The organism is Aquisalimonas lutea (assembly GCF_030409225.1).
Taxonomy (GTDB): domain Bacteria; phylum Pseudomonadota; class Gammaproteobacteria; order Nitrococcales; family Aquisalimonadaceae; genus Aquisalimonas; species Aquisalimonas lutea.
The window spans coordinates 682,746-707,269 of sequence record NZ_JAUFPK010000001.1; the positions used below are offsets into that span (position 1 = coordinate 682,746).

The following is a 24,524-nucleotide window of genomic DNA, read 5'->3' on the forward strand; positions in this document are numbered from 1 at the left end:
ACGACCGAACTGGAGGTTATGGAATGTCAAGCACCGGAGCCGATGTACTCAAGCTCATGAAAGACGAGAACGTGAAATTCGTGGACCTCCGGTTCACGGACACGCGCGGCAAGGAGATGCATGTCACCCTGCCCGCCAGCAAGGTGGACGAGGAGCTGTTCGAAGACGGCAAGATGTTCGACGGCTCGTCCATCGACGGCTGGAAGGGCATCCAGGACTCCGACATGATCATGCTGCCGGTTCCGGAGACCGCGGTCCTGGATCCGTTCACCGACGAGCCCACGCTCAACGTGACCTGCGACATCCTCGAGCCGAGCACCCTGTCGGGCTATGATCGCGACCCGCGCTCCTGCGCCAAGCGCGCGGAGGCCTACCTGGCGTCCACGGGCATCGGCGACAGCGCCCTGTTCGGCCCGGAGCCGGAATTCTTCATCTTTGACGACGTCCGCTGGGGCGCCGACATGAGCGGCTCCTTCTGCAAGATCGACTCCGAGGAGGCGGGCTGGAACTCCGAGCGCGTCTATCCCGACGGCAACATGGGCCACCGGCCCGGCGTGAAGGGCGGCTACTTCCCGGTGCCGCCGGTGGACTCCCACCACGACATCCGCGGCGCCATGGTCGAGGCGATGGCCGCCATGGGCCTGGATCCGGAAGTGCACCACCACGAGGTGGCCACCGCCGGGCAGGGCGAGATCGGCACCGCCGCCCGGACCCTGGTGAAGAAGGCCGACGAGCTGCAGACGCTCAAGTACTGCGTGCACAACGTCGCCCACGCCTACGGCAAGACCGCCACCTTCATGCCCAAGCCGCTGGTCGGCGACAACGGCAACGGCATGCACGTCCACCAGTCCGTGTCCAAGGGCGGCAACAACGTCTTCAGCGGCGACAAGTACGGCGGCCTGTCCCAGGAGGCGCTGTACTACATCGGCGGCATCATCAAGCACGCGCAGGCCATCAACGCCTTCGCCAACGCCTCGACCAACAGCTACAAGCGGCTGGTCCCGGGCTTCGAGGCCCCCGTGCTGCTGGCGTATTCCGCGCGCAACCGCTCCGCCGCCGTGCGCGTGCCCTACGTCTCCAGCCCCAAGGCGCGCCGCATCGAGATCCGCTTCCCGGACTGCACCGGCAACCCGTATCTGTCGTTCGCGGCGATGCTGATGGCCGGCCTGGACGGCATCCGCAACAAGATCGATCCGGGCGAGGCCATGGACAAGGATCTCTACGACCTGCCGCCGGAGGAGGAGAAGGACATCGCCAAGGTGGCCTTCGGCCTCGACCAGGCCCTTGCCGCCCTGGACCGTGACCGCGAGTTCCTCAAGGAAGGCGGCGTGTTCTCCGACGACCTGATCGATGCCTACATCGAGCTCAAGGAAGAAGAGGTCCAGCGCCTGCGGATGACCACCCATCCGGTGGAATTCGACATGTACTACAGCGTCTGATCCGGTTCACCCGGATGCCTGCGCGAGCCCCGGACCGCCCGTCGGTCCGGGGCTCGTCCGTCTCTGCTCTCCTCCGTTGCCGGCGCCGCATGTGCTACATTCATGACATGCGCTGGATGTGCCTTTTCTTCTTTGCCGTTCTCCTCGTGCCGCTGGCGGCCGCCGGCGAGATCTACAAGCACGTGGACGAGGACGGCAACGTCACCTACACGGACGAACCCATCGAGGGCGCCGAGCGCCTGGAGAGCCCCGAGCCGGAGTCGGTGTACCGGTTCCGTACCCCGGAGCGGCTCGATGCATCCGGCCCGGCGGAGCCCCAGGAGCCGGAGGCGCCGTATCAGTCCGTGCGCATCCTGCAGCCCCGCCCCGAGGGGACCGTCCGCGACAATCGCGGCATCGTCGAGGTCCGGGTGGGGACGGAGCCGCAGCTGCGCCAGGGCCATGCGGTCGAGTACATTCTCGACGGCGAGGTCCGTGGTGATGCCGGGCCCGAGCTCACGCGCCGCCTTACCGAGGTGCACCGGGGCGAGCACCAGATCCGGGCACGCATCGTCGACGGTAACGGCGAGACCATTGCCGAGTCGGAGTCGGTGACCTTCTACATGCATCAGGCCTCCCGTCTCCACGGCGGCGGGCAAGGCAGCGGCTCCGGTGGCAACGACCCGGGCGGGGTGGCATTCCCCGGCAATTGAACCGGATCCGGCAATGCACCAAAATGGGGCGTATTGTCGGTGCATGCGCTCCAGTCTGGACCAGCCTTCTCCCCAGCTGCTTCCCTTTGTGCCTCGCGAGCTCCCGGCAGCGGGCGCATGAGCGGAATTCCACGGTGACCCCCGTCGCGCGTGGCCATTGTGGTTTGCTTCTTGCTTGGGCTCACGTATGAGCACTGAACAGCGGTCCACCCCCGCCGAGCGCGCCCTGGAGCACATGAGCAACGCGGTGCTGCTCCTGGATGACGGCCTCCGCGTGCGCTACATCAACGGCGCGGCCCAGGTCATGTTGGCGGTGAGCGCACGCCAGGTCACGGGGCAGCGCCTCCCGGCCAACACCACACCGTGCGCGTCGATCCTCGAGGACGCCGCGTCCCATGCACTCCGCTCCGGGGAGCCGTTCACCAGCCGCGAGACGCAGCTGGAAGTGTCCCTGGAGCGCCGCCATACCGTGGATCTCACCGTCACGCCCCTGAGCGACCACGAAGTGCTGCTCGAGATCAGCGACCTGGACCGTCGCCTGCGCATCGCGCGGGAGCAGAACCTGATCAACCAGAACCAGGCCACCCGGCACCTCCTGCGGGGTCTCGCCCACGAGGTCAAGAATCCCCTCGGGGGGCTCCGCGGCGCAGCCCAGCTCCTGGACCGCGAGCTCGGCAAGGATGCCTCCGAGCTGCGCGAGTACACCCAGATCATCATCGAGGAGGCCGATCGCCTGCGCACCCTGGTGGACGGGCTGCTGGGCCCCAACGGCCGGCCGCGCAAGCGCGCGACCAACATCCACGAGGTCCTGGAGCGCGTGCGTCAGCTGGTGAGCGCCGAGGCCCCGGACGGGGTGGTCATCACGCGGGACTATGACCCCAGTATCCCGACACTCAACGCCGAGCCGAACCAGCTCATCCAGGCGACCCTGAACATCGTGCGCAACGCCCTGGAATCCCTGGACGGCAGCGGACACATCACCCTGCGCACCCGTACGCAACGCCAGTTCACCATCGCCGATACGCCCCACCGGCTGGTGATCCGCGTCGATATCATCGACGACGGTCCGGGCATTCCCCGGGAGCTTCAGGACCGCATCTTCTACCCCATGATCACCGGCCGGGCGGACGGCACCGGGCTCGGCCTGTCCATCGCCCAGACCCTGGTGCACCAGCACGGCGGGCTGATCGAGTGCTGGAGCGAGCCCGGCTATACGCAATTCACACTGTGGCTGCCGCTGGAGGCGGACGATGACAACGAAGGATGACGTCTGGCTCGTCGACGACGACCGCTCCATACGCTGGGTCCTCGACAAGGCCCTGCGCCAGGCGGGCATGCAGGCGCGCAGTTTCGACAGCGGTGATACTGCCCTCCAGGCCCTGCAGCAGGAACGGCCGGGGGTGCTGATGACCGATATCCGCATGCCGGGCATCGACGGCCTGGACCTGCTGGGCCGGGTCCAGGAGCGGTGGCCGGATCTCCCGGTGATCGTGATCACCGCCCACTCCGACCTGGACGCCGCCGTTTCGGCCTATCAGGGGGGTGCCTTCGAGTACCTGCCCAAGCCCTTCGATGTCGATGAGGCCGTGGCCCTGGTCCGTCGCGCCATCCAGAGCGCCCGGGATACCGCCGGCGCCGCCGGCGGCGACGACGAGCAGACGCCGGAGATCATCGGCGAGGCCCCGGCCATGCAGGAGGTCTTCCGCGCCATCGGCCGACTGTCGTCGTCGAACATCACCGTTCTCATCAACGGCGAATCGGGCACCGGCAAGGAGCTGGTGGCCCAGGCCCTGCACCGCCACAGCCCGCGCCGGGACCAGCCCTTCATCGCCCTGAACATGGCCGCCATCCCGCGCGACCTCATGGAGTCGGAGCTGTTCGGCCACGAGAAGGGGGCGTTCACCGGCGCGCAGCAGACCCGCCAGGGCCGCTTCGAGCAGGCCGACGGCGGCACGCTGTTCCTCGACGAGATCGGCGACATGCCCGCCGAGCTGCAGACGCGGCTGCTGCGCGTGCTGGCCGACGGCGAGTTCTATCGCGTCGGCGGCCACACCTCGCGCACCGTGGACGTGCGTATCATTGCCGCAACCCACCAGCACCTGGAGACCCGCGTCGCCGAAGGCAGCTTTCGCGAGGACCTGTTCCACCGCCTCAACGTCATCCGCGTCCATCTCCCCGCCCTGCGCGAGCGCCGCGAGGACATCCCGCAGCTGGCGCGCTACTTCCTGGCCCGCGCCGCGGAAGACCTCAACGTCGAGGTCAAGCAGCTGCGCCCGGAGGTGGAGCGCTTCCTGATGGGGCTGACCTGGGCGGGCAACGTGCGCCAGCTGGAGAACACCTGCCGCTGGCTCACGGTCATGGCCAACGGCACCGAGGTCCACATGGAGGACCTGCCCCCGGAGCTGCGCCAGGACAAGGTAGCCGAGAGCAGCGCCGACGACTGGGAGGAGTCCCTGGCGGTGTGGGCGGAGCGCGCGCTGGCCCGGGGCGAGGAGCACATCCTCGACCACGCCACGCCGCGTTTCGAGCGGATCATGATCCAGGTCGCCATCCGCGCCACCGGCGGCCGCCGGCAGGAAGCCGCGCGCCTGCTGGGCTGGGGACGCAACACCCTGACCCGCAAGATCAAGGAGCTCGACCTGGACTTCTGAGGGGCCGGCGCCGTGCCGGCCCCGGGATGGCTACATGTAGACGCCGCCGTTGACGTTGATCTGCTGGCCGGTGATGTAGTCACCGTGGGCGGCCAGGAAGACAACGGTCTCGGCGATCTCCTCGGGCTTGCCGAAGCGTCCCATGGGAATCTTCGACAGGATCTTCTCCTGCACGTTCTCGGGGACCTGCGCCAGCATCTCCGTGAGCGTGAACCCGGGCGCGATGGCGTTGACCGTGATGTTGTTCTTGGCGACTTCCTGGGCGGCGCTCTTGGTGAACGCGATGATCCCGCCCTTGCTGGCGGAGTAGTTGGTCTGCCCGAAGTTGCCCGCCTGCCCCACGAACGAGCTGATATTGATGATGCGCCCGTACTGCTGCTCCTGCATGGTGGGCAGCGCCGCGCTCACCGTGTAGTAGACACTGTTGAGGTTGGTGTTGATGACCGCCTCCCAGTCCTCGTCCGTGAGCTTCTTCATGGTCTTGTCCCGGGTGATGCCGGCGTTGTTCACCAGGATATCCAGCCTGCCCCAATGGTCGATGGTTTTCTTGACCAGACCGCGGGCCTGGTCCTTGTTGCTCACGTCCGCCTGCAGGACCAGCGCCTCGGTCCCGTGGCCGCGGATCTCTTCGGCCACTGCCTCCGCTTCGGCCTGCCCGCCGCGGTAGTTGATGGCGACCTTGGCGCCCAGGGACGCGAGCTCCAGGGCAATGGCCCGGCCGATGCCCCGGGAGCCCCCGGTTACGATGGCAACCTGATTATCCAGTCGGTTCATGGTCGACTCTCTCCTCTCTCGTTTCTGCGTTTGTCCGTGGTGACCCGGATCTGAGCGCTTTCAGCCATGGTCTTCCCGGGAGCGGGTCACAATCAAGTGCCGCGTGCGGCGTGCTGCGAGAATCCCTCTGCCTACCATCAAGCATAGTACCCGCGAGCAGGTGGACAGTGCCCGGGCCGCCGGCGAGAATCCGCAACATGCTGCATGTCATTCTCCTCAACCCGGAGATCCCGCCCAACGCCGGCAACGTCATCCGCCTCTGCGCCAACACGGGCGCACGGCTGCACCTGGTCGAGCCCCTGGGCTTTACCCTGGATGACGCGCGAATGCGCCGGGCCGGGCTGGACTATGCCGAGTGGGCGCGCATCCAGCTCCATGCCGACCTGGACGCCTGCCTCGATGCGGCGCGGCCGGCGCGTTGCTTCGGGCTGACCACGCGCGGTCAGGCCAGTGTATACGGGACAGCGTTTCGCGCGGATGACGCGCTGCTGTTCGGCTGCGAGACCGCGGGCCTGCCGCAGGCCGTCCTCGACCGCCTGCCGCCGGAGCAGCGCCTGCGGCTGCCCATGCGGCCCCACAGCCGCAGCATCAACCTGTCCAATGCCGTGGCGGTGACCGTGTACGAGGCCTGGCGTCAGCTGGGGTTTCCGGGCGGGGTCTAGGCCGGCGGCTGGGTGGCGCCGCGGTCGCGCCGGAATGGCCGCACGGACGCTTCCGCAGGCCCTGCGGAAGCGGTCCGGAGGTCGGGCGAGATCCAGCGAATTCGGGGTTCAGGACAACTAGAACTCGTCCTTGGGCGCCCGCGCCATGAGCGACTCCAGCGCCGCCGCCGCGGGGCGGCCCTGGTTCACCACCGCGTGGACCTGCTCGCAGATGGGCATCTCGACGTTGTGCTCCGCCGCCAGGGCATGCACCTCCGCCGCCGTGCGGATGCTTTCCACGGTCTGGCCGATGGCGCTCACCGCCGCGGACAGCTCCTGGCCGCCCCCCAGCGCCAGCCCCAGGCGCCGGTTGCGCGACTGGTCGTCGGTACAGGTGAGGATCAGGTCGCCCACGCCGGACAGGCCCATGAACGTCCTCGAATCGGCCCCCAGCGCCTGGCCGAGGCGCACCACCTCCGCCAGGCCCCGGGTGATGAGTCCCGCCCGGGTATTGGCCCCCAGGCCCATGCCGTCGGCAATGCCGGTGGCCACGGCCAGGACGTTCTTGACCGCACCACCGAGCTCCACGCCGACGATGTCGGTACTGGTATAGGGCCGGAAGGCGCCGCCGTGGAACGCCGCGGCCAGGTCCGCCGCGAATGCCCGGTCCCCTGAGGCGATGGTCACCGCCGTGGGCAGGCCGGCGGCCACCTCCCGCGCGAAGCTGGGGCCGGAGAGCACCGCGGTGGCGCGGCCCGGCAGCCGGCTCTGTACCACCTGGTGCAGCAGGCCGCCGGAGCGTGCCTCCAGGCCCTTGGTCGCCCAGGCGATGCGCGCCCCGGCGTCCAGCTCCGGGGCGAGCTCCTCGATCAGTGCAGCGAAGGCATGGCTGGGTACGCAGATGAGCACGTCGCGGACGCCGGCCAGCGCCCCGGCCAGGGAGTCCGTGGGCGTGAGATTGTCCGGGAACGCGGCATCCGGCAGGTAGCGGGCATTGCAGCCGTCCCGGCGCAGTGCCTCGACGTGCGCCGGATCGTGACCCCACAGGCGCACGGCGATGCCGTTGCCGGCCAGCACCAGTGCCAGCGCCGTTCCCCAGGAGCCGGCGCCGAGGACCGCCATGGGCGGATGCGCGGCCATGGCGACCTCAGTGCTGCGCCGGGCCGTCCTGGCCGTCACCGGAAGCAGCGTCACCGCCCTGTTGCTGCTCCTGCTGCTTGCGCCGGCGCTGCATGTACAGCGCCTCGAAGTTCACCGGGGCGAGGACCATCTGCGGGAAGCCGCCCTTGGTGATCACGTCCGAGATGGCCTCGCGGGCGTACGGGAACAGCTGGGCCGGGCAGTAGCTGCCCAGCAGGGCATCCAGCGTCTTATCGTCGAAGCCCGAGAGAACGAAGATGCCCGCCTGCTCGACCTCGCAGAGGTACGCCGTCTTGTCCTGCTGCTTCGCGGTGACGGTGACCCGTACGACATTCTCGTAGGTGTTCTCGGCGATGCGCGAGGTGCGCGTGTCCAGATCCACGCTGACCTCCGGCTTCCACTCGCCGGAGAACACCGCCGGCGCGTTGGGTGCCTCGAAGGACAGATCCCGCAGGTAGATCTTGCGGATGGCGAACTGCTGCTTGTTCTCCTGGGGCTGCCCCTGTCCGGAGGCGGCGTCTTCTTCTGCCATGGTGGCGACTCCCTGATGAGCTGTCGATGAACTGCGTCCCGCGCCGGCGGGCGGCCGTCAGGTATGGACCGGCAGACCCGCCTCCTGCCAGGCGTTGAAACCACCCTTGAGCTGGTGGACGCGCTCGAAACCTTCCTGCTTGAGCTGCTTGCCGAACCGGCCGGCCTGCATCCCCTGGGAACAGTACACGATCACGGGCTTGTTCTTGCGCTTGTCCAGCTTCTTGTGACGCTGGTCGAAGTTGCCGTTGGGGACGTTGATCGCGTCCGGCAGGTGGCCGCGGGCGAAATCCGCCTCGCTGCGGATGTCCACGAACAGGGCGTTCTCGCGGTTGTACAACCGCGTGGCCTCGTTGGTGTCCAGCGCGGCCACCCCCCGCGCGAAGCGCGTGGACTCGCTGATCGCGATCCACACGATGACCATGGCCAGGGCCAGGAACAGCACCCAGTTATTGACGGCGAACTCGAGCAGGCGGTCCATAGAATCTTTTCCTTACAACGGCGTCGGGCGGGACCGGCTGCGGGTGGTTGTCCATCCCGCCCGGGGGCAGGATCCCTGGCAGCCCGACCGCAAAGCGACGTAGTATACTAACCATCCAGCGAGCCTGGCCATGGCCGGCGCAGGAATACAGCTCATCAGGTGGCCCGTTGCCGATTCCCCTCCCCGCCCGGATCCTGCTGGTTGTCTGCTTGCTCGTGCCGCTCGCCGCCCCGGCGGAGCGCGACTACGAGCAGTCGGCGGCGGAGCTGGAGGCGCTCCGGGAGCGTATCGCCGCCATCGAAAGCGACCTGGAGCAGCGCCAGGACCGGCGGGATCAGGTCGTCGCCGAGCTGCGCGAGCTGGAGCAGGCCATCGGCGCGACCACCCGCCGGTTGAGCGCCCTCGACGAGCAGCTGGCCGAGGCCGAGGCGCGTGCCGGGGAGCTGCGCGAGGCCGTGGCGGCCGAGAAGGAGGCCGCCGCCGAGCACCGCGAAGTCCTGCGCGAGGCCGTCCGGGAGGCGTACATGAGCGCTCGCGAGCCCTTCCTGAAGCTTCTTCTCAACCAGGAAGACCCGGCGGCCCTGGACCGGCTGCTGCTGTACTACGAGTACATCGGCGAGGCCCGCAGCCATCGCGTCGAGCAGGCACTGCAGGCGCTGCAGCGCTACCGCGACGCCAGGGATGCCCTGGATCGGGAGATGCAGCGCCTGGAGAGCCTGCGGGCGGAGCAGCAGCGCGAGCAGGAGCGGCTCAGCGAGCGGCGGCAGCAGCGGCAGGCGGTCCTGGAGCGGGTCGAAGCCGCCATCGGCGAGGGCGAGCAGCGCCTGGACCGCCTGGAGCGGGACGAGCAGGAGCTCGAGAATGTCGTCGAGGAGCTGCGCCAGGCACTGGCGGACGTGCCCGAGCGGGACCTGGACCAGCCGTCCATCGACGAGCAGCGAGGCGCCCTGCCCTGGCCGGTGCGCGGTGAGCTCGATGCGCGTTTCGGCGATACCCGCGACGGCGGCGCGGACTGGCGCGGCGTGCTGCTGCGAACGGAGATGGGTACGCCGGTGGAGGCCGTTTCCCACGGGCGGGTGGTCTTCGCCGACTGGTTGCGCGGACTGGGCTTATTGTTGATCATCGACCACGGCGACGGCTACATGACGCTCTACGGCTACAACCAGAGCCTGTACCGGGATGTGGGCGACTGGGTGGAAGCCGGCGACGTGATCGCCCGTGTCGGCGACAGCGGGGGTCGGGAGCGTGCCGGTCTCTACTTCGAGCTGCGAGTGGACGGCCAGCCGCGGGATCCCCTGCGCTGGCTGGAATGATCGGGTGCGACGGCGCCCCGGGAAGGTGGGCTAATGAGACGATGGACGCGGAACAATCTCCTGCCGCTGCTGGTGGGCATCATCCTCGGCGTCAGCGGGGCGGTGACCACCGGCGTGCTGGCGGATCGAAGCGGCGCGAGCGTGGATCTGCCGCTGGAGCAGCTGCGCACCTTCAGCGAGGTGTTCAACCGCGTCAAGAGCGACTACGTCGACGACATCGACTCGGGACAGCTGGTCGAGGATGCCATTCGCGGCATGCTGGGCGGTCTCGACCCGCATTCGACGTACCTGGACCCGCAGGAGTACCAGGAGCTCCAGTCCGGTACCCGTGGCGAGTTCGGCGGCCTGGGCCTGGAGGTCGGGCGCGAGGACGGCTTCGTCAAGGTGATCGCGCCCATCGATGACACGCCGGCGCAGAAGGCCGGCATCGAGGCCGGCGACCTGATCATCCGCATCGACGGCGACTCCACCAAGGGCATGGGGCTCAGCGAGGCGGTGCGGCGGATGCGCGGCGAGCCCGGCACCGAGATCGAGCTCACCGTGGTGCGCGAGGGCGAGGACGCGCCGTTCACCGTGACCATCGAGCGGGACATCATTCGCGTGACCAGCGTGCGCTCCCGCGTGCTCGAGGACGGCTTCGGCTACATCCGCATCAGCCAGTTCCAGTCCCGTACCGGCCCCCAGCTGCTGGATGCGCTGGAGGCGATGAACGGCTCGGAGAACGGCCCGCTGCGCGGCCTGGTGCTGGATCTGCGCAACAACCCGGGGGGCGTGCTGCAGGCCGCCGTGGCCGTCTCCGACGCCTTCCTCCGGGAAGGCCGCATTGTCTACACCGAGGGCCGCCGGGACCGCACCCGCATGGAGTTCGATGCCACGCCCGGCGATACCATCAACGGCGCCCCGGTGGTGGTGCTGGTCAACGGCGGCTCGGCGTCGGCCTCGGAGATCGTCGCCGGCGCCCTGCAGGATCACCGGCGCGCCGTGCTCATGGGCACCAACACCTTCGGCAAGGGGTCGGTGCAGAGCATCCTGCCGCTGGAAGGCGGGGCGGCCGTCAAGCTGACCACCGCCAAGTACTTCACGCCCTCGGGCCGGGCGATCCAGGAAGAGGGCATCGAGCCCGATGTCCTGCTGGAAGGCCGTCCCCGGGGCGGGCGCGACGGCGCTGCCGGCGAGCCGGGCGGGCCGGCGCCCGGCGAGACGCGCCAGCAGGGCGAGACCGCCGACGAGGAGGACTACGCCGTGCGCGAGGCGCTGAACCTGCTCAAGGGCCTGACCATCCTCCGGCGCGAGGGCGATACGGGTTGATGCGCCTGTGCGTGCTGCTCGCGCTGGGGCTGCTCCTGCCCGCGGTGGCCTGCGCGTCCCCCGACGACGGCGCCGCGGTGACCGTGGTCATCGACGACATGGGCGACCGCGCCGTGGAAGGCGACCGTGTCGTCGCCATGCAGGCCCCGCTGGTCTGCGCGCTGCTGCCGCACACGCCGCATGCGGAGCGGGCCGCCGAACGCTGCCATGCCGCGGGCAAGGACGTCATGCTGCACCTGCCCATGCAGCCGGTGCGTGATGCTCCGCTCGGCCCGGGCGGCGTCACCCTGGACATGACGCCGCAGGAGTTCCGCGCGGTGGTGCGGGACAACCTCGCGGCCATTCCCCACGTGCGCGCCGTGAACAACCACATGGGCAGCATGCTGACGCGGCATCCCGGGCACATGCGCTGGCTCATGGAGGTGCTGGCGGATGCCGGTAACCTGCTGTTCCTGGACAGCCGCACGTCCGCCCGGACCGTCGCGCCCCAGATGGCCGACGAGGCCGGCGTGCCGGTGCTGGAGCGGGACGTGTTCCTGGACAACGAGCGCGATCCCGCGGCCATCGAGCGCCAGCTGCGGACGCTGTTCGAGACCGCCCGGCGCGACGGCACGGCCATCGGCATCGGGCATCCGTATCCCGAGACCCTGGACGTGCTGGAGCAACATCTGCACGAGTTCGCAGAAGCGTATCGCGTCGAGCTGGTAGGGTTGGCCGAACTCCATCGTCGCCGCAACGGGAGGTAGCCATGGCCGGCACCCGGATACCCGCCGTCGCCGGGGCTCCAGCGCAATGATCGCGGGGCACGCATGAATCCGTCCACCCTCATCGGCATGGTCGCGGGACTGCTCCTGCTGGCGGCGGTGCTGCTGTTCGCGGCGGAGAATCCGGCGCACTACCTCAACCTGCCGGGGCTCGGCATCGTCGTGGGCGGGACGCTGGCGGCGACGTTCATCAGCTACCCCCTGCGCGAGGTGGTGCGCGTGCTCGGGCTGCTCGGCATCGTCTTCCGCAACGAGCAGCTCTATACCCGCGACGACATGAACGAGCTGGCGGATATCGCCCGCCTGTGGTTCCGGGACGATCTGCGCGCCGTGGAGCGGGCGCTGGACCAGGTCCGCAACCCGTTCCTGCGCACCGGCGTCCAGCTGGTCATCGACGGCACCCCGGAGCAGGACATTCTGGACCTGCTGCGCTGGCGCATCGCCCGGCTGCGTACCCGGGAGCACGCCGAGGCCCAGATGTTCCGCTCCATGGCCAGCTTTGCCCCGGCGTTCGGCATGATCGGCACCCTGGTGGGGCTGATCAACATGCTCTTCGTCCTGGAGACCGGCGACATCACCGTGATCGGCCAGCACATGGGGGTCGCCCTGCTGACCACGTTCTACGGCATCCTGCTGGCGAACCTGGTGTTCAAGCCGGTGGCCGTCAAGCTGGAACGGCGCACCGAGGAGCGGCTCATCGCCATGAACATGGTGCTGGAGGGCGTGGCGCTGATCTGCCAGAAGCGCAACCCCGCGTTCGTGCGCGAGACCCTGCGGTCGTTCATGGCGGAGTACCGCGACGAGATCCGCGAGTCGCCGGCCGTGCGCAGCCAGCGGCGGCGGGAGGCCAGGCGGTCGTGAGCGACCTGCTCGCCCAGCGGCGCCACGAGGAGGGCGCGGGAGGGCAGTTCCGGGCCGATCTCCTGGCGCCCCAGGGCAGCGATATCGAGGGCGATTCCGGGTGGTTGCTGGTCTACCTGGACGTTATGACGCTGCTGCTGGTGCTGTTCATCGTGCTGCTGTCGTTCGCCGATCCCGATCCGGATCCTCGCCCGCCCCAGCGCCTGCCCAGCGTCCTCCTGCCGGCTCCGCTCGCCGTTCCGGGCGTGGAGCCGTCCGCGACGGCTCCGTCGGTCGGGGCGGCGGAGGCGAGCGACGACGGGCGCGCCATGGAAGCCCCCGACATTGCCTCGGACCGGGTCACCGTGATCCGCGAGAGCGACCGGGTCAGCCTGCGGATCCAGGACAGCCTCCTGTTCGAGTCCGGGGCAGCGTCCCTCACCGGCGAAGGGCTGGGGCTGCTGGACGAGCTGGTACCGGTACTCAGGGCGCACGACGGCGCCATCTCCGTGGAGGGCCACACCGACAACCGGCCCATCGCCACCGATGCCTTTCCGTCCAACTGGGAGCTGTCCACGGCCCGGGCCACGGAGGTGGTGCGCTACCTGGACGCTGCCGGTGTCCCGGCGGAACGCATGCGTGCCGTGGGCCGCGCCGATACCGATCCCGTGGCGCCCAACACCAACGCCCCGGGTCGGGCGGCCAATCGCCGGGTGGATCTGATCCTGCACCGGGAGTCCGATCCCTGACGGCGCACGCGTATGGTCCCGCGTTGCCCTTGCCCGGGGCGGGGCGAATGTGGATACTCCCGGCCCGGACGTGTCGCGGGAAGTGTTGCCAGATTCTGGGAGGCCGGGAGCGATGTTCTGTGCCGTGTTCAAGGGGCCGAAGGCCCCGGATACCTACCTGTTCGTGCCCGGCGAGGCGGCCCTGGACGACGTGCCGGTCGCCGTGCGCGAGCGCTTCGGGCCGCTGGAGCATGTCATGGACCTGGTGCTGACGCCGCAGCGGCGGCTGGCGCGCATCGAGGCCGTGGAACTGATGCGGCGCCTGCTGCGGGACGGCTGCTACATCCAGCTGCCGCCGGAGGACGATGACCTGCCCCCGCTCTGACAGAGCGCGGCGCCCGCGGGCGCATCAGTCCAGCGGCCGGATCAGCCCTTCCTGCACCACCGAGGCCACCAGCGCCCCATCGCGGCTGAAGATGTGCCCGCGCGTGAATCCGCGGGCGTTCGAGGCGCTGGGGCTGTCCATGTGATAGAGCAGCCAGTCGTCCATGCGGAACGGCCGGTGGAACCACATGGCATGGTCCAGGCTCGCCATCTGCGTGGTTTCCTGGAAGATGGTGCGGCCATGGGGCAGCAGCGCGGTGCCCAGCAGCCGGAAGTCGGAGACGTAGGCCAGCAGCGCCCGGTGGATGGTGCCGTCGTCGCTGGGTAGCTCGCCCACGGCCCGGATCCAGGAGTTGCGCACCGGAGCGGCGGCTTCCGGGGCCATGGGGTCCTCGGGCTCGATGGGCCGGATCTCCATGGGCCGCTGGTGCAGGAAGGCGTCGTGGAAGCGCTCCGGGAGGCGGTCCTTGTGGCGCTCCATGAGGGCCACCTCGCTGTCCACGTCTTCCGGCGGCGGCACGTCCTCGGGCATGTTCAGCTGGTGGTCGTAGCCGTCCTCGCGGATCTGGAAGGAGACCGACATGTTGAAGATGGGGCGGCCGTGCTGGATGGCAACGATGCGGCGCGTGCTGAAGCTGCCGCCGTCCCGCGCCCGCTCCACGTCGTAGACGATGGGGGCGCCGGCGTCGCCGGCCCGCAGGAAGTAGGCATGCAGGGAGTGGGCGGTGCGTTCCGCCTCCACGGTCCGTCCGGCGGCCACCAGCGCCTGGCCCAGGACCTGGCCGCCGAACACCCGGTCGCCGACGATGTTCCGGCTCTCGCCCCGGAACAGGTTGGTTTCCAGTTGCTCCAGGTCCAGCAGCCGGACCAGCTTGTCCAGTTGTGTCATGTGTGTCCCCATTGGTGCGCCCCGTCCCGGGGGTCGATCTTGTGCAGTGCGGCAGGATAGCAGATTTGCGGAGCCGTCAGCGCCGCAGCCAGGCGACGGCCAGGACCACGAGCCCGGCCGTGCCGACGGCCCAGGCCTCGGCGGCGATCCCGGCCAGCACCGGTCCCAGGGGCGTGGCCAGCGTGTGCAGCAGCACGCCGCCGGCCACCAGCAGCACGCCCACGGTGGTGCCCTCGCGCCGCCGGCCGTTGCGGTGCACGGCATGGCGCAGGGCCTGGAGCTCCCGGCGCTGCTCGTCCATCTGGCGGCGCGTGTCGTGCAGGGCCTCCAGGGCTTCCAGCAGCCGCTGGGGCATGCGCGGCAGCTCCTCGCCCCAGTGCGGCAGCTCCCGGCGCACGTTGCGGATGACGGCGCCGACGCCTAGCTCGCTGCGCATCCAGCGCTCCATGTACGGCTTGGCGGTGCGCCACAGGTCGAGCTCCGGGTAGAGCTGCCGGCCCAGGCCCTCGATATTGAGCAGGGTCTTCTGCAGCAGTACCAGCTGGGGCTGGATCTCCATGTCGAACCGCCGCCCTGTCTGGAACAGCCGCATGAGCAGCGCGCCGAAGGAGATCTCCCGCAGGGGGCGCTCGAAGATGGGCTCGCACACGGTGCGCATGGCGGCCTCGAACTCCTCCACCCGGGTCCCCGCCGGGACCCAGCCGGACTCCACGTGAAGCTCGGCGACCCGGCGGTAGTCGCGGTTGAAGAACGCCAGGAAGTTCTCCGCCAGATAGCGGTGGTCCACCGGGCCGAGGCTGCCGACGATGCCGAAATCCACGGCCACGTACTGCGGATCCTCGGGCTGGGTGGTGTCCACGAAGATATTGCCGGGGTGCATGTCGGCATGGAAGAAGCTGTCCCGGAACACCTGGGTGAAGAAGATCTCCACGCCCTTCTCCGCCAGCCGGCGCATGTCCACGCCCTCGGCGCGCAGGCGCTCCATGTGGTTCACGGGCACGCCGCTGATGCGCTCCATGACCATGACGCGGTCGGTGGTCAGGTGGAAGTGGACCGCCGGAATGTAGAGCAGACGCGAGTCCTCGAAGTTACGGCGCAGCTGGGAGGCATTGGCGGCCTCGCGCATCAGGTCCAGCTCGTCGATGAGGGTCTTCTCGAACTCGGCGACCACCTCCCGCGGGCGCAGGCGCCGGCCCGGCGGCCAGTAGCGCTGGGTGAGCGCGGCGAAGGTGTAGAGCAGGTCCAGGTCGCGCCGGATCACGGGCTGGATGTCGGGACGTACGACCTTGACCACCACCTCCTCGCCGTCCCACAGCCGGGCCCCGTGCACCTGGGCGATGGACGCCGAGGCGATGGGGGTGTCGTCGAAGCGCGCGAACGCCTCCGACAGCGGGCGCTCATAGGACTGCTCGATGATGGCCCGGGCGGCGGTGGCCGGGAACGGCGGCACCCGGTCCTGCAGGCGCGCCAGCTCCATGGCCACGTCCGGCGGCAGCAGGTCGCTGCGCGTGGACAGGATCTGGCCGAACTTGACGAAGATCGGGCCGAGCTCCTCCAGGGCCTGGCGGATGCGCTCCCCCCGCGTGCCGCGCTGGCGCCGCACCCAGTTCCAGGGCATGAAGTAGCGGGTCCACCGCAGGGGGCGGAACAGCCGGGTGGCCAGGATGACGTCGTCGAGCCCGTACTTGACCAGGACCCAGTTGATGCGGATCAGTCGCAGGCCGCGGCCGATCATCGCCCGCCGCCCCGCTGCTGCTCCAGGCGGGCCACCCGGGCCGCCAGCCGGTCGGTATCGGCCCGCAGGCCGTCGACGTCGTCGAGAAAGGCCTCCAGCTCCGGGCGGGTGGGCAGATCCCGGCGCTCCTCGGTGAGATACTCCACCAGGCTGCTGCGCGCGGCGTCGCCGCTGTGGCGGAGCCAGTCGCCGATACCGCGGATGACGCGGCCCACCTGGTGGGCGGGAATGTCGCCCAGGAAGCGGGCCAGGCCCTCCTCCCAGTCCACGTCCAGCTCGCGGAAGAACCGCTGGATCCGCTGGGCGATGGCGGGGTCGCCGTCGAAGCGCAGCCGCCCGGCGGCGTGCTCCGGGTCCCGCAGCATGGCGAGCAGGTCGTCCAGCCGCCCGGTGACCGTGACATCGGGTTCACCGTTGTCGTCGTCCGGCGCCGACAGGGCCAGGCGCTCCGGCGTGAAGCGGGCATCCACCGTCAGCTCCGGGGCGGTCAGGCGTACGCGCAGACGGCAGCCGCTCAGCGGCGCCAGGCGCTGGCCGGCATCGGGGTCCAGGGCGATCAGGCGATTGAGCGTGCCGCCAACGGGGCCGGCGATGAACGAGTGGGCGCTCATGGGGCTAGTACCGATACCCGCGGTGGACGGCCACCACGCCGGCGCTGAGATTGGTGTAGTCGCAGTCCTCCAGGCCGGCGTCGGTCATCATGGTCCGGAGGGTTTCCTGGTCCGGGTGCATGCGGATGGATTCCGCCAGGTACCGGTAGCTCTCGGCGTCGCCGGCGACCAGGCGGCCCATGCGCGGCAGCACCTGGAACGAGTAGGCGTCGTACAGCGGCTGCAGCGGCCGGATGTAGAGCTGCGAGAACTCCAGCACCAGGGCAAAGCCGCCCGGCCGCAGGACGCGGTGCATCTCCGTCAGCGCCCGCGACTTGTCGGTGACGTTGCGCAGGCCGAACGCCATGGTCACGCGGTCGAAGGATCTGCTGGCGAACGGCAGCGCCTCGGCGTCGGCCAGGGCGTAGTCGATGGGCCGGAGCCAGCCGGCATCGATGAGCCGGGCCCGCCCCTCGCTGAGCATGGCCTCGTTGATGTCGGTCATGACGATCCGGCCCGAGGTCCCGACCCGCGGGGCCATGAGCTCGGCGAGATCGCCAGTGCCCGCCGCCAGGTCGAGTACCTGCTGCCCCGGCCGCAGCCGCGCCATGGCCACGGTCTGCCGCTTCCACAGGCGGTGCAGGCCCGCGGACATGAGGTCGTTCATGAGGTCGTAGCGCCCGGCCACGGAGCTGAAGACCCGGCCCACCCGCCGGGCCTTCTCGTCCCGCGGCACGCGCTGATAGCCGAAGTCGGTGGTGTCGTCGTCCGGGGTCTCGGTGGTCACGGCTGCGTTCCTGTTCGCTGGCTGGTGTCGATCGTCGCCAACGGTACCACTACGGCGAGGTGCGGAGAACTGTGTGAGGCGCTGTCCCAGTGATCGGGGGCGCCGGGGTCGGGTGCACCGGTCACGGACACGCCGCAAGTACGTCCCTGTAGGCTCGACTGCGGCCATCCCTGGCCGCAGACGGTCCGTGACCGGTGCACCCGACCCCGGGCGCGCAGACGCACGCACGAATTGTTAAGCCCGTCGCTGGTACCCCGCCGCCGCCAGCCGGTCCAGGTACTTCTGCCAGTAGTCGTCCTTGTTGGCGCCCAGCTCGTAGAGGTAATCCCAGGTATACAGGCCCGTGTGGTGGCCGTCGTCGAAGTACAGCCGCACGGCGTAGTTGCCCACCGGCTCGATGCGGGTGATGTTGACCTCCTCCTTGTTCACCTGGAGAACGCCCTGCCCGGGGCCGTGACCCTGGACCTCGGCCGACGGCGAATGGACGCGCAGGTACTCGCACGGCAGCCGGAAGCGGCTGCCGTCGTCGAAGGTCACCTCCAGCACCCTGGAGGCCTGATGCAGGTTGAGCTCAGTGGGATTGGGCATGAACGCACCTCGGGTACTGCGTGTGTTGTCGGGCAACTGCGATTGCGTGCCGAGTTCACGTCGGAGACGCGTTCCGCCTGCACCGCCGTCGCTTCCACCGGCAACTGCAAACTGAAAACCGCAAACTCCGGCAGGCGTCGAGCGCCTGCCGGGCCTACAGGATATACCGGCTCAGATCCTCGTCCTTGGCCAGCTCCTGGAGGTGCTCGTCCACGTAGGCCGCGTCCACCGTGATGGTGGCATCGCTGCGGTCCGGCGCATAGAAGGAGATCTCCTCCAGCAGGCGCTCCATCACCGTGTGCAGCCGGCGTGCGCCGATGTTCTCGGTGCGCTCGTTGACCTCCCAGGCGACCCGGGCGATGCGGTCGATGCCGTCGTCGGTGAAGACCAGGTTGCAGCCCTCGGTCTGCATGAGCGCGGAGTACTGCTCGGTGAGCGAGGCGCTGGGCTCGGTGAGGATGCGGACGAAGTCCTCCACCTGGAGCGCGTCCAGCTCCACGCGGATGGGCAGCCGTCCCTGCAGCTCGGGGATCAGGTCCGAAGGCTTGGAGAGGTGGAACGCCCCGGAGGCGATGAACAGGATGTGGTCCGTGCGCACCATGCCGTGCTTGGTGGACACGGTGCTGCCCTCCACCAGGGGCAGCAGGTCGCGCTGCACGCCCTCGCGGGAGACGTCGCCGCCCTGGCCGCTCTCGGCGCGCTTGGCGACCTTGTCCAGCTCGTCGAGGAAGACGATGCCGTTCTGCTCGACCCGATCCACGGCACTGAGCTTGATCTCCTCCTCGTTGACCAGCTTGGCCGCCTCTTCCTCCTGGAGCACCTTGCGGGCGTCGCGGATCTTCATGGTGCGCTTCTGGGAACGCTGCCCGCCCAGGTTCTGGAACATGCTCTGGAGCTGGCTGGTCATCTCCTCCATGCCCGGCGGCGCCATGATCTCCACGCCCTGGGACTGGGCGGAGACCTCGACTTCCACCTCGCGCTCGTCCAGGTCGCCGAAGCGCAGCTTGTTGCGCATCTTCGTGCGCGTGGCCTCGTCGTGGCCGTCATCGCCGTCGTAGGTGCTGGCCCGGGGCAGGAGGATGTCCAGCAGGCGCTCCTCGGCGGCCTCCTCGGCCCGGTGCTGGACCTTCTCCATCTCCTCTTCCCGGGTCATCTTGATGGCGATGTCCACGAGATCCCGGATGATGGACTCCACATCCCGGCCGACATAGCCCACCTCGGTGAACTTGGTGGCCTCGATCTTGACGAACGGCGCCCGGGCGAGCTTGGCCAGCCGGCGGGCGATCTCGGTCTTGCCCACGCCCGTGGGGCCGATCATGAGGATGTTCTTGGGCGTGACCTCGGCGCGCAGGGTCTCGTCCAGCTGCATGCGCCGCCAGCGGTTGCGCAGGGCCACGGCCACCGCCCGCTTGGCGTTGGCCTGGCCGATGATGTGGCTGTCGAGCTCCTGGACGATCTCGCGGGGTGTCATCTCGGCGGACATGATGGCTCAGGCCTCCACGGTGCCGTTGCTGCCCGAGGGAAGTTCCTCGATGGTCAGGTGGCGGTTGGTGAACACGCAGATGTCGGCGGCGATGTTGAGCGCGTTCTCGGTGATCGCCCGGGCGTCCAGCTCGGTGTTGTCCAGCAGGGCGGTAGCGGCGGCCTGGGCATAGGGGCCGCCGGAGCCGATGCTGATGAGGTCGCGCTCGGGCTCGATGACGTCGCCGTTGCCGGAGATCATCAGCGTGAGCTCCCGGTCGGCGACCACCAGCAGCGCCTCCAGGCGCCGCAGGGCGCGGTCCGAGCGCCAGTCCTTGGCCAGCTCCACCGCGGCCCGGGCGAGGTTGCCCCGGTGCTTCTCCAGCTGGCCCTCGAAGCGCTCGAACAGCGTGAATGCATCCGCGGTACCGCCGGCGAACCCGGCAAGCACCTCGTCGTGGTAGAGACGGCGGACCTTGCGCGCGTTGCCTTTCATGACGGTATTGCCCAGCGAGACCTGGCCGTCGCCGCCCAGCGCAACACGCCCGTTGCGGCGCACCGCGAGGATGGTGGTGCCTCGGAACTGTTCCACGATGTGACTCCGCTGCCTGTGGGTGCGTGCCGGGGTGCACGAGTCTAACAGCTCCCCCGGCCTCCGTCCGGTATGGGGGGCACGCCGGCGGATTTAAAGGGGGCTGATAACAGGCGCTAGCTCTGGTCGCGGCGCTTTCTGGCCCGCGGGTGCGCGGCGTCGTAGACCCGGGCCAGGTGCTGGAAGTCCAGGTGGGTATAGACCTGGGTGGTGCCGATGTTGGCGTGCCCCAGCAACTCCTGCACGGCCCGCAGGTCGCCGCTGGACTCCAGTAGATGGCTGGCGAAGGAGTGGCGCAGCATGTGGGGGTGGATGGGCTCGCCCAGCAGCTGGCCGGCCAGGCGGGCCAGGCGGTCCTCGATGCTGCGCGCCGACAGCCGGCCGCCGCGGCGGCTGACAAACAGCGCCGGCTCCTCCGCCCCTGCCAGAGTGGCGCGGGCCCGGAGCCATTCCGCCAGCCGTTCACGGGCGCGGCGGCCCACGGGCAGAAGGCGCGTCTTGGCCCCCTTGCCGGTGACCCGCACCACGCCCTCGGCCAGGTCCAGGCCGCCGCGGTCCAGGGCGGCGGCCTCGCTCAGGCGCAGCCCGCAGGAGTACAGCAGCTCGAACAGCGCCAGGTCCCGCAGCAGCAACGGGTCGTCGCCGGGATCCAGACCGTCCAGCAGGCGGGCCACCGCGTCCACGTCCAGGGTGCGGGGCAGGCGGCGCCCGGCTTTCGGCGCCGGGATCGCGGCGGCCGGGTCCTGGCGCAGCTCGCCCTCCCGGACCAGGTAGCCGAAAAAGGTCCGCAGGGCGGCGAGGCGGCGCTGCAGGGAACGGCCGGACAGACCCCGGCGGTGGCCGTCGGCGACGAACTGGCGGATATGGCTGCCGTGGAGCTCGTCCCAGGCCGCGAACCCCTGCTGATCACACCACTGGACCAGGGCGTCCAGGTCGCGGCGGTAGTGGCGGCGGGTCAGTGTCGCCAGGCGGCGCTCACTGGCCAGGTGTCCGTCGAAGCGCTCCAGCCACTGCAGCGCCGCGGGGGTCATCAGCGCGCCGGCAGCGCGTGGTAGGGCCGCAGGGCGCGCCCGGCCAGCTGCCCGAGCTGTCGCAGGAAGATCGTGCCCTGGCCCGGGTGGAAGCGCTCGGCCTCGAAGCTGCCCACGGCCAGGAGCCCGGCCACCTGGTGGTTGTCGCTGATGGGCACCACCGCCGCCGAGCCCAGCCGCTCCGCGGCACCGCCGAACAGGGATTCGGCCTGCTCCGGGGTCAGCCGCCCCAGCCGCGGCTCCGCCGAGGCCAGCAGATCGGCGAACGCCTCGCGCCCGCCCGGGGTCAGGGCATCCTGCTCGGGGATCTCGCTGGCCAGGGGGTGCAGGGCGATGGCCACCAGGTCCGACTGGAACTGGTGGCGCAGGCCGTCCTTGAGGGTCTGCAGGAGGCTGTCCAGGTCCTGGCTGTCCATGAGCTCCAGGGTCAGCCGGTGCAGCTGGTCGGCCAGGCGATCATTGTCCCGGGCCACCTGCAGGAGCTCCTCCAGGCGCTGCCGGAGCTTGCGGTTGTCCTCGCGCAGCCGGTCCACCTGGTAGGTGATCAGCGAGGTGGCCTCGCCGCACTCGTGCGGGACCCGCAGCCGCGTCGTCAGGGAAGGGTGGCGCACGAAGAAGTCGGGATGTTGTTCGAGGAACGCCGCCACGGCCTCCTCGGGGAGGCCCTCGTCGATCCCCGCGCTGTTCTGGCTGGTCATTCGCCGTCCTCCCGTGAGGCGCCCGTGCCCGGGCCGAAGTGAGCCAACGCTGGTGTCGTGTCCCACGGATTGCTTGTCGTTATGGGGGGTCGTGTGCCTCCACGACCCACTGAAGCGAGACCAGTCTAGCGGACCTGGGCGCGGGCGTCATCGTTTCGGGACACGCGCACCCGTCCCCGGAATACTGTGGTCGCCGGGCCGGTCATCCACACCGGGCTGCCCTCGCCGGCCCAGTGGACGGCCAGGCGGCCGCCGGGCAGGTCGACACGAACGTGCTCGTCCAGCAGTCCCCGGATGCGGCCGGCCACTACAGCGGCGCAGGCGCCGGTGCCGCAGGCCAGGGTCTCGCCGGCACCGCGCTCGTAGACGCGCAGGCGCACGTGGTCGCGGCCGAGGACCTGCACGAACCCGGCGTTCGCCCGCGCCGGGAAGTCCGGATGCCCCTCGATCAGCGGGCCGAGCTCCGCCACCGGCGCGGTGTCGACGTCGTCCACCTGCAGCACGGCGTGGGGGTTGCCCATGGAGATGGCGTCGATGGTCAGCGAACGGTCCTGGACCTGCAGCGCATAGCCGGTCGCCCGCTGCGCGGCGCGGAACGGGATGTCCGCCGGCTCCAGCCGGGGCGGGCCCATGTCCACGGTGATCCGGCCGTCGTCTTCCACGAAGACCTCGGTGGGGCCGGCAAGGGTCTGGATGCGCAGCTGCCGCTTGCCGGTGAGGCCCTGGTCCAGGAGGAAACGGGCGAGGCAGCGCACGCCGTTGCCGCATTGCTCCACCTCGTCGCCGTCGGCGTTGTAGATGCGGTAGCGGAAGTCCATGCCGGGCTCGGTGGCGGGGGCCGCCAGCAGCACCTGGTCGCAGCCCACGCCGAAGCGGCGGTCGGCGAGAAACCGAACGGTGTCGCGGTCCAGGGTCACGGCCTGGCGAATGGCGTCGAGGACCACGAAATCGTTGCCCAGGCCGTGCATCTTGGTGAATTCGAGTTCCATGCGTGCCTCAGGGCAGGCGCCGTTCCGGCGCGAGCTGGTCGTCCAGGGTCTCCCGCCGCCGTGCCAGGTGGACCCGGTCGCCGTCGACCATGAGTTCCGGCGGGCGGTTGCGGGTATTGTAGTTGGAGCTCATGACGAAGCCGTAGGCCCCGGCGGATTGCACCACCAGCAGATCCTCCGGCGCCAGGGCCAGGGCGCGGTCCTTGCCCAGGAAATCGCCGGTCTCGCAGACCGGGCCCACCACGTCCCAGGTGTGCACCGGCGCGTCGTCCCGCAGCTGTACCGGCACGATGGCCTGCCAGGCCCCGTACAGCGCGGGCCGCAGGAGATCGTTCATGGCCGCGTCGACCACCGCGAAGTTGCGCGCCGGCGAGGGCTTGAGATACTCCACCCGGGTGACGAGGATGCCGGCGTTGGCCGCCACCGAGCGGCCGGGCTCCACCAGCACCGTCAGGTTGCGCTCCCGCAGCCGCGGCAGCAACGCCCCGGCGTAGTCGGCCGGAGCGGGCGGCGTCTCGTCGTCGTAGCACACGCCCAGGCCGCCGCCGATGTCGATGTGCTCCAGGGCCAGGCCGCTGTCGTCGAGGCGGTCCACCAGTGCCAGGACTCGTTCCAGCGCCGCCTCGAACGGGGCCGTCGCGGTGAGCTGGGAGCCGATGTGGAAGTCCACGCCGACGAAGCGCAGGTGCGGCCAGGCGGCGTGCTCCCGGTAGAGCGCCTCGGCGGCGTCGATGGCGATGCCGAACTTGTTCTCCCGCAACCCCGTGGAGATGTACGGGTGGGTCTCGGCGTCGACATCCGGGTTCACGCGCAGCGACACCGGTGCCTGCGCGCCCAGCCGGCCGGCCACGTGGTTGAGCCGCGCCAGCTCCGCCTCGGATTCCACGTTGAAGCAGCCCACCCCGGCGTTCAGGGCCTGGGCCATCTCGTAGCGGCTCTTGCCCACGCCGGAGAAGACCACCCGTGCCGGGTCGGCGCCGGCGCGCAGCACCCGCTCCAGCTCGCCGCCGGAGACGATGTCGAAGCCCGAGCCCAGCCGCGCCAGGGTGTCCAGTACGGCCAGGTTGCCGTTCGCCTTCACGGCGTAGCAGATGCGGTGATCGACGGCGGCGAAGGCCTCGTCGTAGGCGCGCCAGGCCTCCTCCAGCGCGGCCCGGGAATAGACATAGGCGGGAGTGCCGTGCTCGGCGGCGATCTCCGGCAGTGCGACGCCTTCGGCGTGGAGAACCCCGTCGTGGTAGGCGAAATGGGTCATGCAGCCTCCGTGCGCGCGGCCGGAGGCTGCGGCTGCGTCACCGCGGCCTGGTCGCCGTCCGCCTCGTCGGGCAGGTAGAGCTCGCCCTTCTGCCCGCACGCCGCGAGCAGCAGGGCGACGACGACAACGGCGTGGATCGGGCGCATGGTCCCTGCCTCCTCGAACCGGTAAGCCAAACCATCCAGTATAATCGAAAAGCGCTGGATACGTGGGTAGCCTGCGC

The 24,524-nt window shown here is 69.8% G+C and carries 27 protein-coding genes; 11 read left to right on the forward strand and 16 right to left on the reverse strand.

Features of this window, described 5'->3' with window-relative positions:
* Positions 1-23 precede the first annotated feature (23 nt).
* The 4 genes from glnA to ntrC all read left to right on the forward strand — a co-directional run bounded on the left by glnA (position 24) and on the right by ntrC (position 4,782).
* Positions 24-1,439: a glutamate--ammonia ligase gene (glnA, locus tag QWY84_RS03295; protein ID WP_290201024.1), complete on the forward strand. Its 1,416-nt coding sequence runs from the start codon at positions 24-26 to the stop codon at positions 1,437-1,439.
* An 89-nt stretch (positions 1,440-1,528) separates the two neighbouring features.
* Positions 1,529-2,131, forward strand: coding sequence for a DUF4124 domain-containing protein (locus QWY84_RS03300; protein ID WP_290201025.1), 603 nt, complete (start codon positions 1,529-1,531; stop codon positions 2,129-2,131).
* Between the two features lie 187 nt (positions 2,132-2,318).
* Positions 2,319-3,398 (forward strand): nitrogen regulation protein NR(II), encoded by a 1,080-nt coding sequence (glnL, locus tag QWY84_RS03305; protein WP_290201026.1) that lies wholly within the window; start codon positions 2,319-2,321, stop codon positions 3,396-3,398.
* A complete protein-coding gene (gene ntrC / locus QWY84_RS03310; RefSeq protein ID WP_290201027.1) occupies positions 3,382-4,782 on the forward strand; it encodes a nitrogen regulation protein NR(I) in 1,401 nt (466 codons plus the stop codon). The genes glnL and ntrC overlap by 17 nt, the downstream gene beginning before the upstream one ends.
* A 30-nt stretch (positions 4,783-4,812) precedes the next feature.
* Here the strand turns inward: ntrC and fabG are convergent, their stop codons facing one another.
* The gene (gene fabG / locus QWY84_RS03315) at positions 4,813-5,556 is read right to left on the reverse strand and encodes a 3-oxoacyl-[acyl-carrier-protein] reductase (protein WP_290201028.1); all 744 of its coding nucleotides are present in this window, start codon (positions 5,554-5,556) and stop codon (positions 4,813-4,815) included.
* Positions 5,557-5,753: 197 nt separating this feature from the next.
* On the opposite strand from fabG, the gene QWY84_RS03320 reads away from it, so the two are divergent.
* Positions 5,754-6,218: a tRNA (cytidine(34)-2'-O)-methyltransferase gene (locus QWY84_RS03320; protein ID WP_290201029.1), complete on the forward strand. Its 465-nt coding sequence runs from the start codon at positions 5,754-5,756 to the stop codon at positions 6,216-6,218.
* A 117-nt stretch (positions 6,219-6,335) separates the two neighbouring features.
* On the opposite strand, the gene QWY84_RS03325 is transcribed toward QWY84_RS03320, so the two are convergent.
* Genes QWY84_RS03325 through QWY84_RS03335 form a run of 3 tightly spaced genes read right to left on the reverse strand, consistent with a single transcriptional unit; the run spans position 6,336 to position 8,349 of the window.
* On the reverse strand, positions 6,336-7,337 hold the full coding sequence (locus QWY84_RS03325) for an NAD(P)H-dependent glycerol-3-phosphate dehydrogenase (RefSeq protein WP_290201030.1): 1,002 nt from the start codon (positions 7,335-7,337) through the stop codon (positions 6,336-6,338).
* A 7-nt stretch (positions 7,338-7,344) separates the two neighbouring features.
* Complete coding sequence (gene secB, locus QWY84_RS03330) at positions 7,345-7,869, reverse strand: protein-export chaperone SecB (RefSeq protein ID WP_290201031.1); 525 nt, start codon at positions 7,867-7,869, stop codon at positions 7,345-7,347.
* A gap of 57 nt (positions 7,870-7,926) precedes the next feature.
* Positions 7,927-8,349, reverse strand: coding sequence for a rhodanese-like domain-containing protein (locus QWY84_RS03335; RefSeq protein ID WP_290201032.1), 423 nt, complete (start codon positions 8,347-8,349; stop codon positions 7,927-7,929).
* A 167-nt stretch (positions 8,350-8,516) separates the two neighbouring features.
* Between QWY84_RS03335 and QWY84_RS03340 the strand changes: the two genes are divergently transcribed.
* The 6 genes from QWY84_RS03340 (at position 8,517) to QWY84_RS03365 (ending at position 13,687) form a co-directional block, all read left to right on the forward strand.
* Positions 8,517-9,662, forward strand: coding sequence for a murein hydrolase activator EnvC family protein (locus tag QWY84_RS03340; protein ID WP_290201033.1), 1,146 nt, complete (start codon positions 8,517-8,519; stop codon positions 9,660-9,662).
* Positions 9,663-9,695: 33 nt separating this feature from the next.
* Entirely contained in the window at positions 9,696-10,970 is a 1,275-nt protein-coding gene (locus QWY84_RS03345) for a S41 family peptidase (RefSeq protein ID WP_290201034.1), read from the forward strand.
* Entirely contained in the window at positions 10,970-11,716 is a 747-nt protein-coding gene (locus tag QWY84_RS03350) for a divergent polysaccharide deacetylase family protein (RefSeq protein WP_290201035.1), read from the forward strand. Before QWY84_RS03345 ends, QWY84_RS03350 begins: the two co-directional genes overlap by 1 nt.
* Positions 11,717-11,779: 63 nt before the next feature.
* Positions 11,780-12,595 (forward strand): motility protein A, encoded by an 816-nt coding sequence (locus QWY84_RS03355; protein WP_290201036.1) that lies wholly within the window; start codon positions 11,780-11,782, stop codon positions 12,593-12,595.
* Positions 12,592-13,323, forward strand: a complete 732-nt coding sequence (locus QWY84_RS03360) for an OmpA/MotB family protein (protein ID WP_290201037.1) — start codon at positions 12,592-12,594, stop codon at positions 13,321-13,323. Before QWY84_RS03355 ends, QWY84_RS03360 begins: the two co-directional genes overlap by 4 nt.
* 112 nt (positions 13,324-13,435) lie before the next feature.
* Positions 13,436-13,687 carry a YcgL domain-containing protein gene (locus QWY84_RS03365; RefSeq protein WP_290201038.1) on the forward strand — a complete coding sequence of 84 codons (252 nt, stop codon included), beginning with the start codon at positions 13,436-13,438 and terminating at the stop codon, positions 13,685-13,687.
* Between the two features lie 24 nt (positions 13,688-13,711).
* Here the strand turns inward: QWY84_RS03365 and tesB are convergent, their stop codons facing one another.
* The 12 genes from tesB to lptM all read right to left on the reverse strand — a co-directional run bounded on the left by tesB (position 13,712) and on the right by lptM (position 24,447).
* Positions 13,712-14,575, reverse strand: a complete 864-nt coding sequence (tesB, locus tag QWY84_RS03370; protein ID WP_290201039.1) for an acyl-CoA thioesterase II — start codon at positions 14,573-14,575, stop codon at positions 13,712-13,714.
* Positions 14,576-14,651: 76 nt separating this feature from the next.
* On the reverse strand, positions 14,652-16,310 hold the full coding sequence (gene ubiB, locus QWY84_RS03375; protein WP_290201040.1) for a ubiquinone biosynthesis regulatory protein kinase UbiB: 1,659 nt from the start codon (positions 16,308-16,310) through the stop codon (positions 14,652-14,654).
* Complete coding sequence (locus tag QWY84_RS03380) at positions 16,307-16,921, reverse strand: ubiquinone biosynthesis accessory factor UbiJ (protein WP_290201041.1); 615 nt, start codon at positions 16,919-16,921, stop codon at positions 16,307-16,309. The genes ubiB and QWY84_RS03380 overlap by 4 nt, the downstream gene beginning before the upstream one ends.
* A gap of 4 nt (positions 16,922-16,925) precedes the next feature.
* Positions 16,926-17,687, reverse strand: coding sequence for a bifunctional demethylmenaquinone methyltransferase/2-methoxy-6-polyprenyl-1,4-benzoquinol methylase UbiE (gene ubiE / locus QWY84_RS03385; RefSeq protein WP_290201042.1), 762 nt, complete (start codon positions 17,685-17,687; stop codon positions 16,926-16,928).
* Between the two features lie 234 nt (positions 17,688-17,921).
* Entirely contained in the window at positions 17,922-18,275 is a 354-nt protein-coding gene (locus tag QWY84_RS03390; RefSeq protein WP_290201043.1) for a gamma-butyrobetaine hydroxylase family protein, read from the reverse strand.
* Between the two features lie 154 nt (positions 18,276-18,429).
* Entirely contained in the window at positions 18,430-19,758 is a 1,329-nt protein-coding gene (hslU, locus tag QWY84_RS03395) for an ATP-dependent protease ATPase subunit HslU (RefSeq protein WP_290201044.1), read from the reverse strand.
* Between the two features lie 6 nt (positions 19,759-19,764).
* The gene (gene hslV / locus QWY84_RS03400; protein ID WP_290201045.1) at positions 19,765-20,328 is read right to left on the reverse strand and encodes an ATP-dependent protease subunit HslV; all 564 of its coding nucleotides are present in this window, start codon (positions 20,326-20,328) and stop codon (positions 19,765-19,767) included.
* Positions 20,329-20,444: 116 nt separating this feature from the next.
* A complete protein-coding gene (gene xerC / locus QWY84_RS03405) occupies positions 20,445-21,359 on the reverse strand; it encodes a tyrosine recombinase XerC (RefSeq protein WP_290201046.1) in 915 nt (304 codons plus the stop codon).
* A complete protein-coding gene (locus tag QWY84_RS03410) occupies positions 21,359-22,057 on the reverse strand; it encodes a DUF484 family protein (RefSeq protein ID WP_290201047.1) in 699 nt (232 codons plus the stop codon). Before QWY84_RS03410 ends, xerC begins: the two co-directional genes overlap by 1 nt.
* 125 nt (positions 22,058-22,182) lie before the next feature.
* Positions 22,183-23,046, reverse strand: a complete 864-nt coding sequence (dapF, locus tag QWY84_RS03415; RefSeq protein ID WP_290201048.1) for a diaminopimelate epimerase — start codon at positions 23,044-23,046, stop codon at positions 22,183-22,185.
* Between the two features lie 7 nt (positions 23,047-23,053).
* Positions 23,054-24,301: a diaminopimelate decarboxylase gene (lysA, locus tag QWY84_RS03420; protein ID WP_290201049.1), complete on the reverse strand. Its 1,248-nt coding sequence runs from the start codon at positions 24,299-24,301 to the stop codon at positions 23,054-23,056.
* On the reverse strand, positions 24,298-24,447 hold the full coding sequence (lptM, locus tag QWY84_RS03425; RefSeq protein WP_290201050.1) for an LPS translocon maturation chaperone LptM: 150 nt from the start codon (positions 24,445-24,447) through the stop codon (positions 24,298-24,300). Before lptM ends, lysA begins: the two co-directional genes overlap by 4 nt.
* Between the last annotated feature and the right edge of the window lie 77 nt (positions 24,448-24,524).

Excerpts from the sequence above, each read along its gene's own strand:
- glnA (WP_290201024.1), top strand. The coding sequence starts at position 24 with ATGTCAAGCACCGGAGCCGATGTACTCAAGCTCATGAAAGACGAGAAC.
- QWY84_RS03300 (WP_290201025.1), top strand. The coding sequence starts at position 1,529 with ATGTGCTACATTCATGACATGCGCTGGATGTGCCTTTTCTTCTTTGCC.
- glnL (WP_290201026.1), top strand. The coding sequence starts at position 2,319 with ATGAGCACTGAACAGCGGTCCACCCCCGCCGAGCGCGCCCTGGAGCAC.
- ntrC (WP_290201027.1), top strand. The coding sequence starts at position 3,382 with ATGACAACGAAGGATGACGTCTGGCTCGTCGACGACGACCGCTCCATA.
- fabG (WP_290201028.1), bottom strand. The coding sequence starts at position 5,556 with ATGAACCGACTGGATAATCAGGTTGCCATCGTAACCGGGGGCTCCCGG.
- QWY84_RS03320 (WP_290201029.1), top strand. The coding sequence starts at position 5,754 with ATGCTGCATGTCATTCTCCTCAACCCGGAGATCCCGCCCAACGCCGGC.
- QWY84_RS03325 (WP_290201030.1), bottom strand. The coding sequence starts at position 7,337 with ATGGCCGCGCATCCGCCCATGGCGGTCCTCGGCGCCGGCTCCTGGGGA.
- secB (WP_290201031.1), bottom strand. The coding sequence starts at position 7,869 with ATGGCAGAAGAAGACGCCGCCTCCGGACAGGGGCAGCCCCAGGAGAAC.
- QWY84_RS03335 (WP_290201032.1), bottom strand. The coding sequence starts at position 8,349 with ATGGACCGCCTGCTCGAGTTCGCCGTCAATAACTGGGTGCTGTTCCTG.
- QWY84_RS03345 (WP_290201034.1), top strand. The coding sequence starts at position 9,696 with ATGAGACGATGGACGCGGAACAATCTCCTGCCGCTGCTGGTGGGCATC.
- QWY84_RS03350 (WP_290201035.1), top strand. The coding sequence starts at position 10,970 with ATGCGCCTGTGCGTGCTGCTCGCGCTGGGGCTGCTCCTGCCCGCGGTG.
- QWY84_RS03355 (WP_290201036.1), top strand. The coding sequence starts at position 11,780 with ATGAATCCGTCCACCCTCATCGGCATGGTCGCGGGACTGCTCCTGCTG.
- QWY84_RS03365 (WP_290201038.1), top strand. The coding sequence starts at position 13,436 with ATGTTCTGTGCCGTGTTCAAGGGGCCGAAGGCCCCGGATACCTACCTG.
- tesB (WP_290201039.1), bottom strand. The coding sequence starts at position 14,575 with ATGACACAACTGGACAAGCTGGTCCGGCTGCTGGACCTGGAGCAACTG.
- ubiB (WP_290201040.1), bottom strand. The coding sequence starts at position 16,310 with ATGATCGGCCGCGGCCTGCGACTGATCCGCATCAACTGGGTCCTGGTC.
- QWY84_RS03380 (WP_290201041.1), bottom strand. The coding sequence starts at position 16,921 with ATGAGCGCCCACTCGTTCATCGCCGGCCCCGTTGGCGGCACGCTCAAT.
- QWY84_RS03390 (WP_290201043.1), bottom strand. The coding sequence starts at position 18,275 with ATGCCCAATCCCACTGAGCTCAACCTGCATCAGGCCTCCAGGGTGCTG.
- hslU (WP_290201044.1), bottom strand. The coding sequence starts at position 19,758 with ATGTCCGCCGAGATGACACCCCGCGAGATCGTCCAGGAGCTCGACAGC.
- xerC (WP_290201046.1), bottom strand. The coding sequence starts at position 21,359 with ATGACCCCCGCGGCGCTGCAGTGGCTGGAGCGCTTCGACGGACACCTG.
- QWY84_RS03410 (WP_290201047.1), bottom strand. The coding sequence starts at position 22,057 with ATGACCAGCCAGAACAGCGCGGGGATCGACGAGGGCCTCCCCGAGGAG.
- dapF (WP_290201048.1), bottom strand. The coding sequence starts at position 23,046 with ATGGAACTCGAATTCACCAAGATGCACGGCCTGGGCAACGATTTCGTG.
- lysA (WP_290201049.1), bottom strand. The coding sequence starts at position 24,301 with ATGACCCATTTCGCCTACCACGACGGGGTTCTCCACGCCGAAGGCGTC.
- lptM (WP_290201050.1), bottom strand. The coding sequence starts at position 24,447 with ATGCGCCCGATCCACGCCGTTGTCGTCGTCGCCCTGCTGCTCGCGGCG.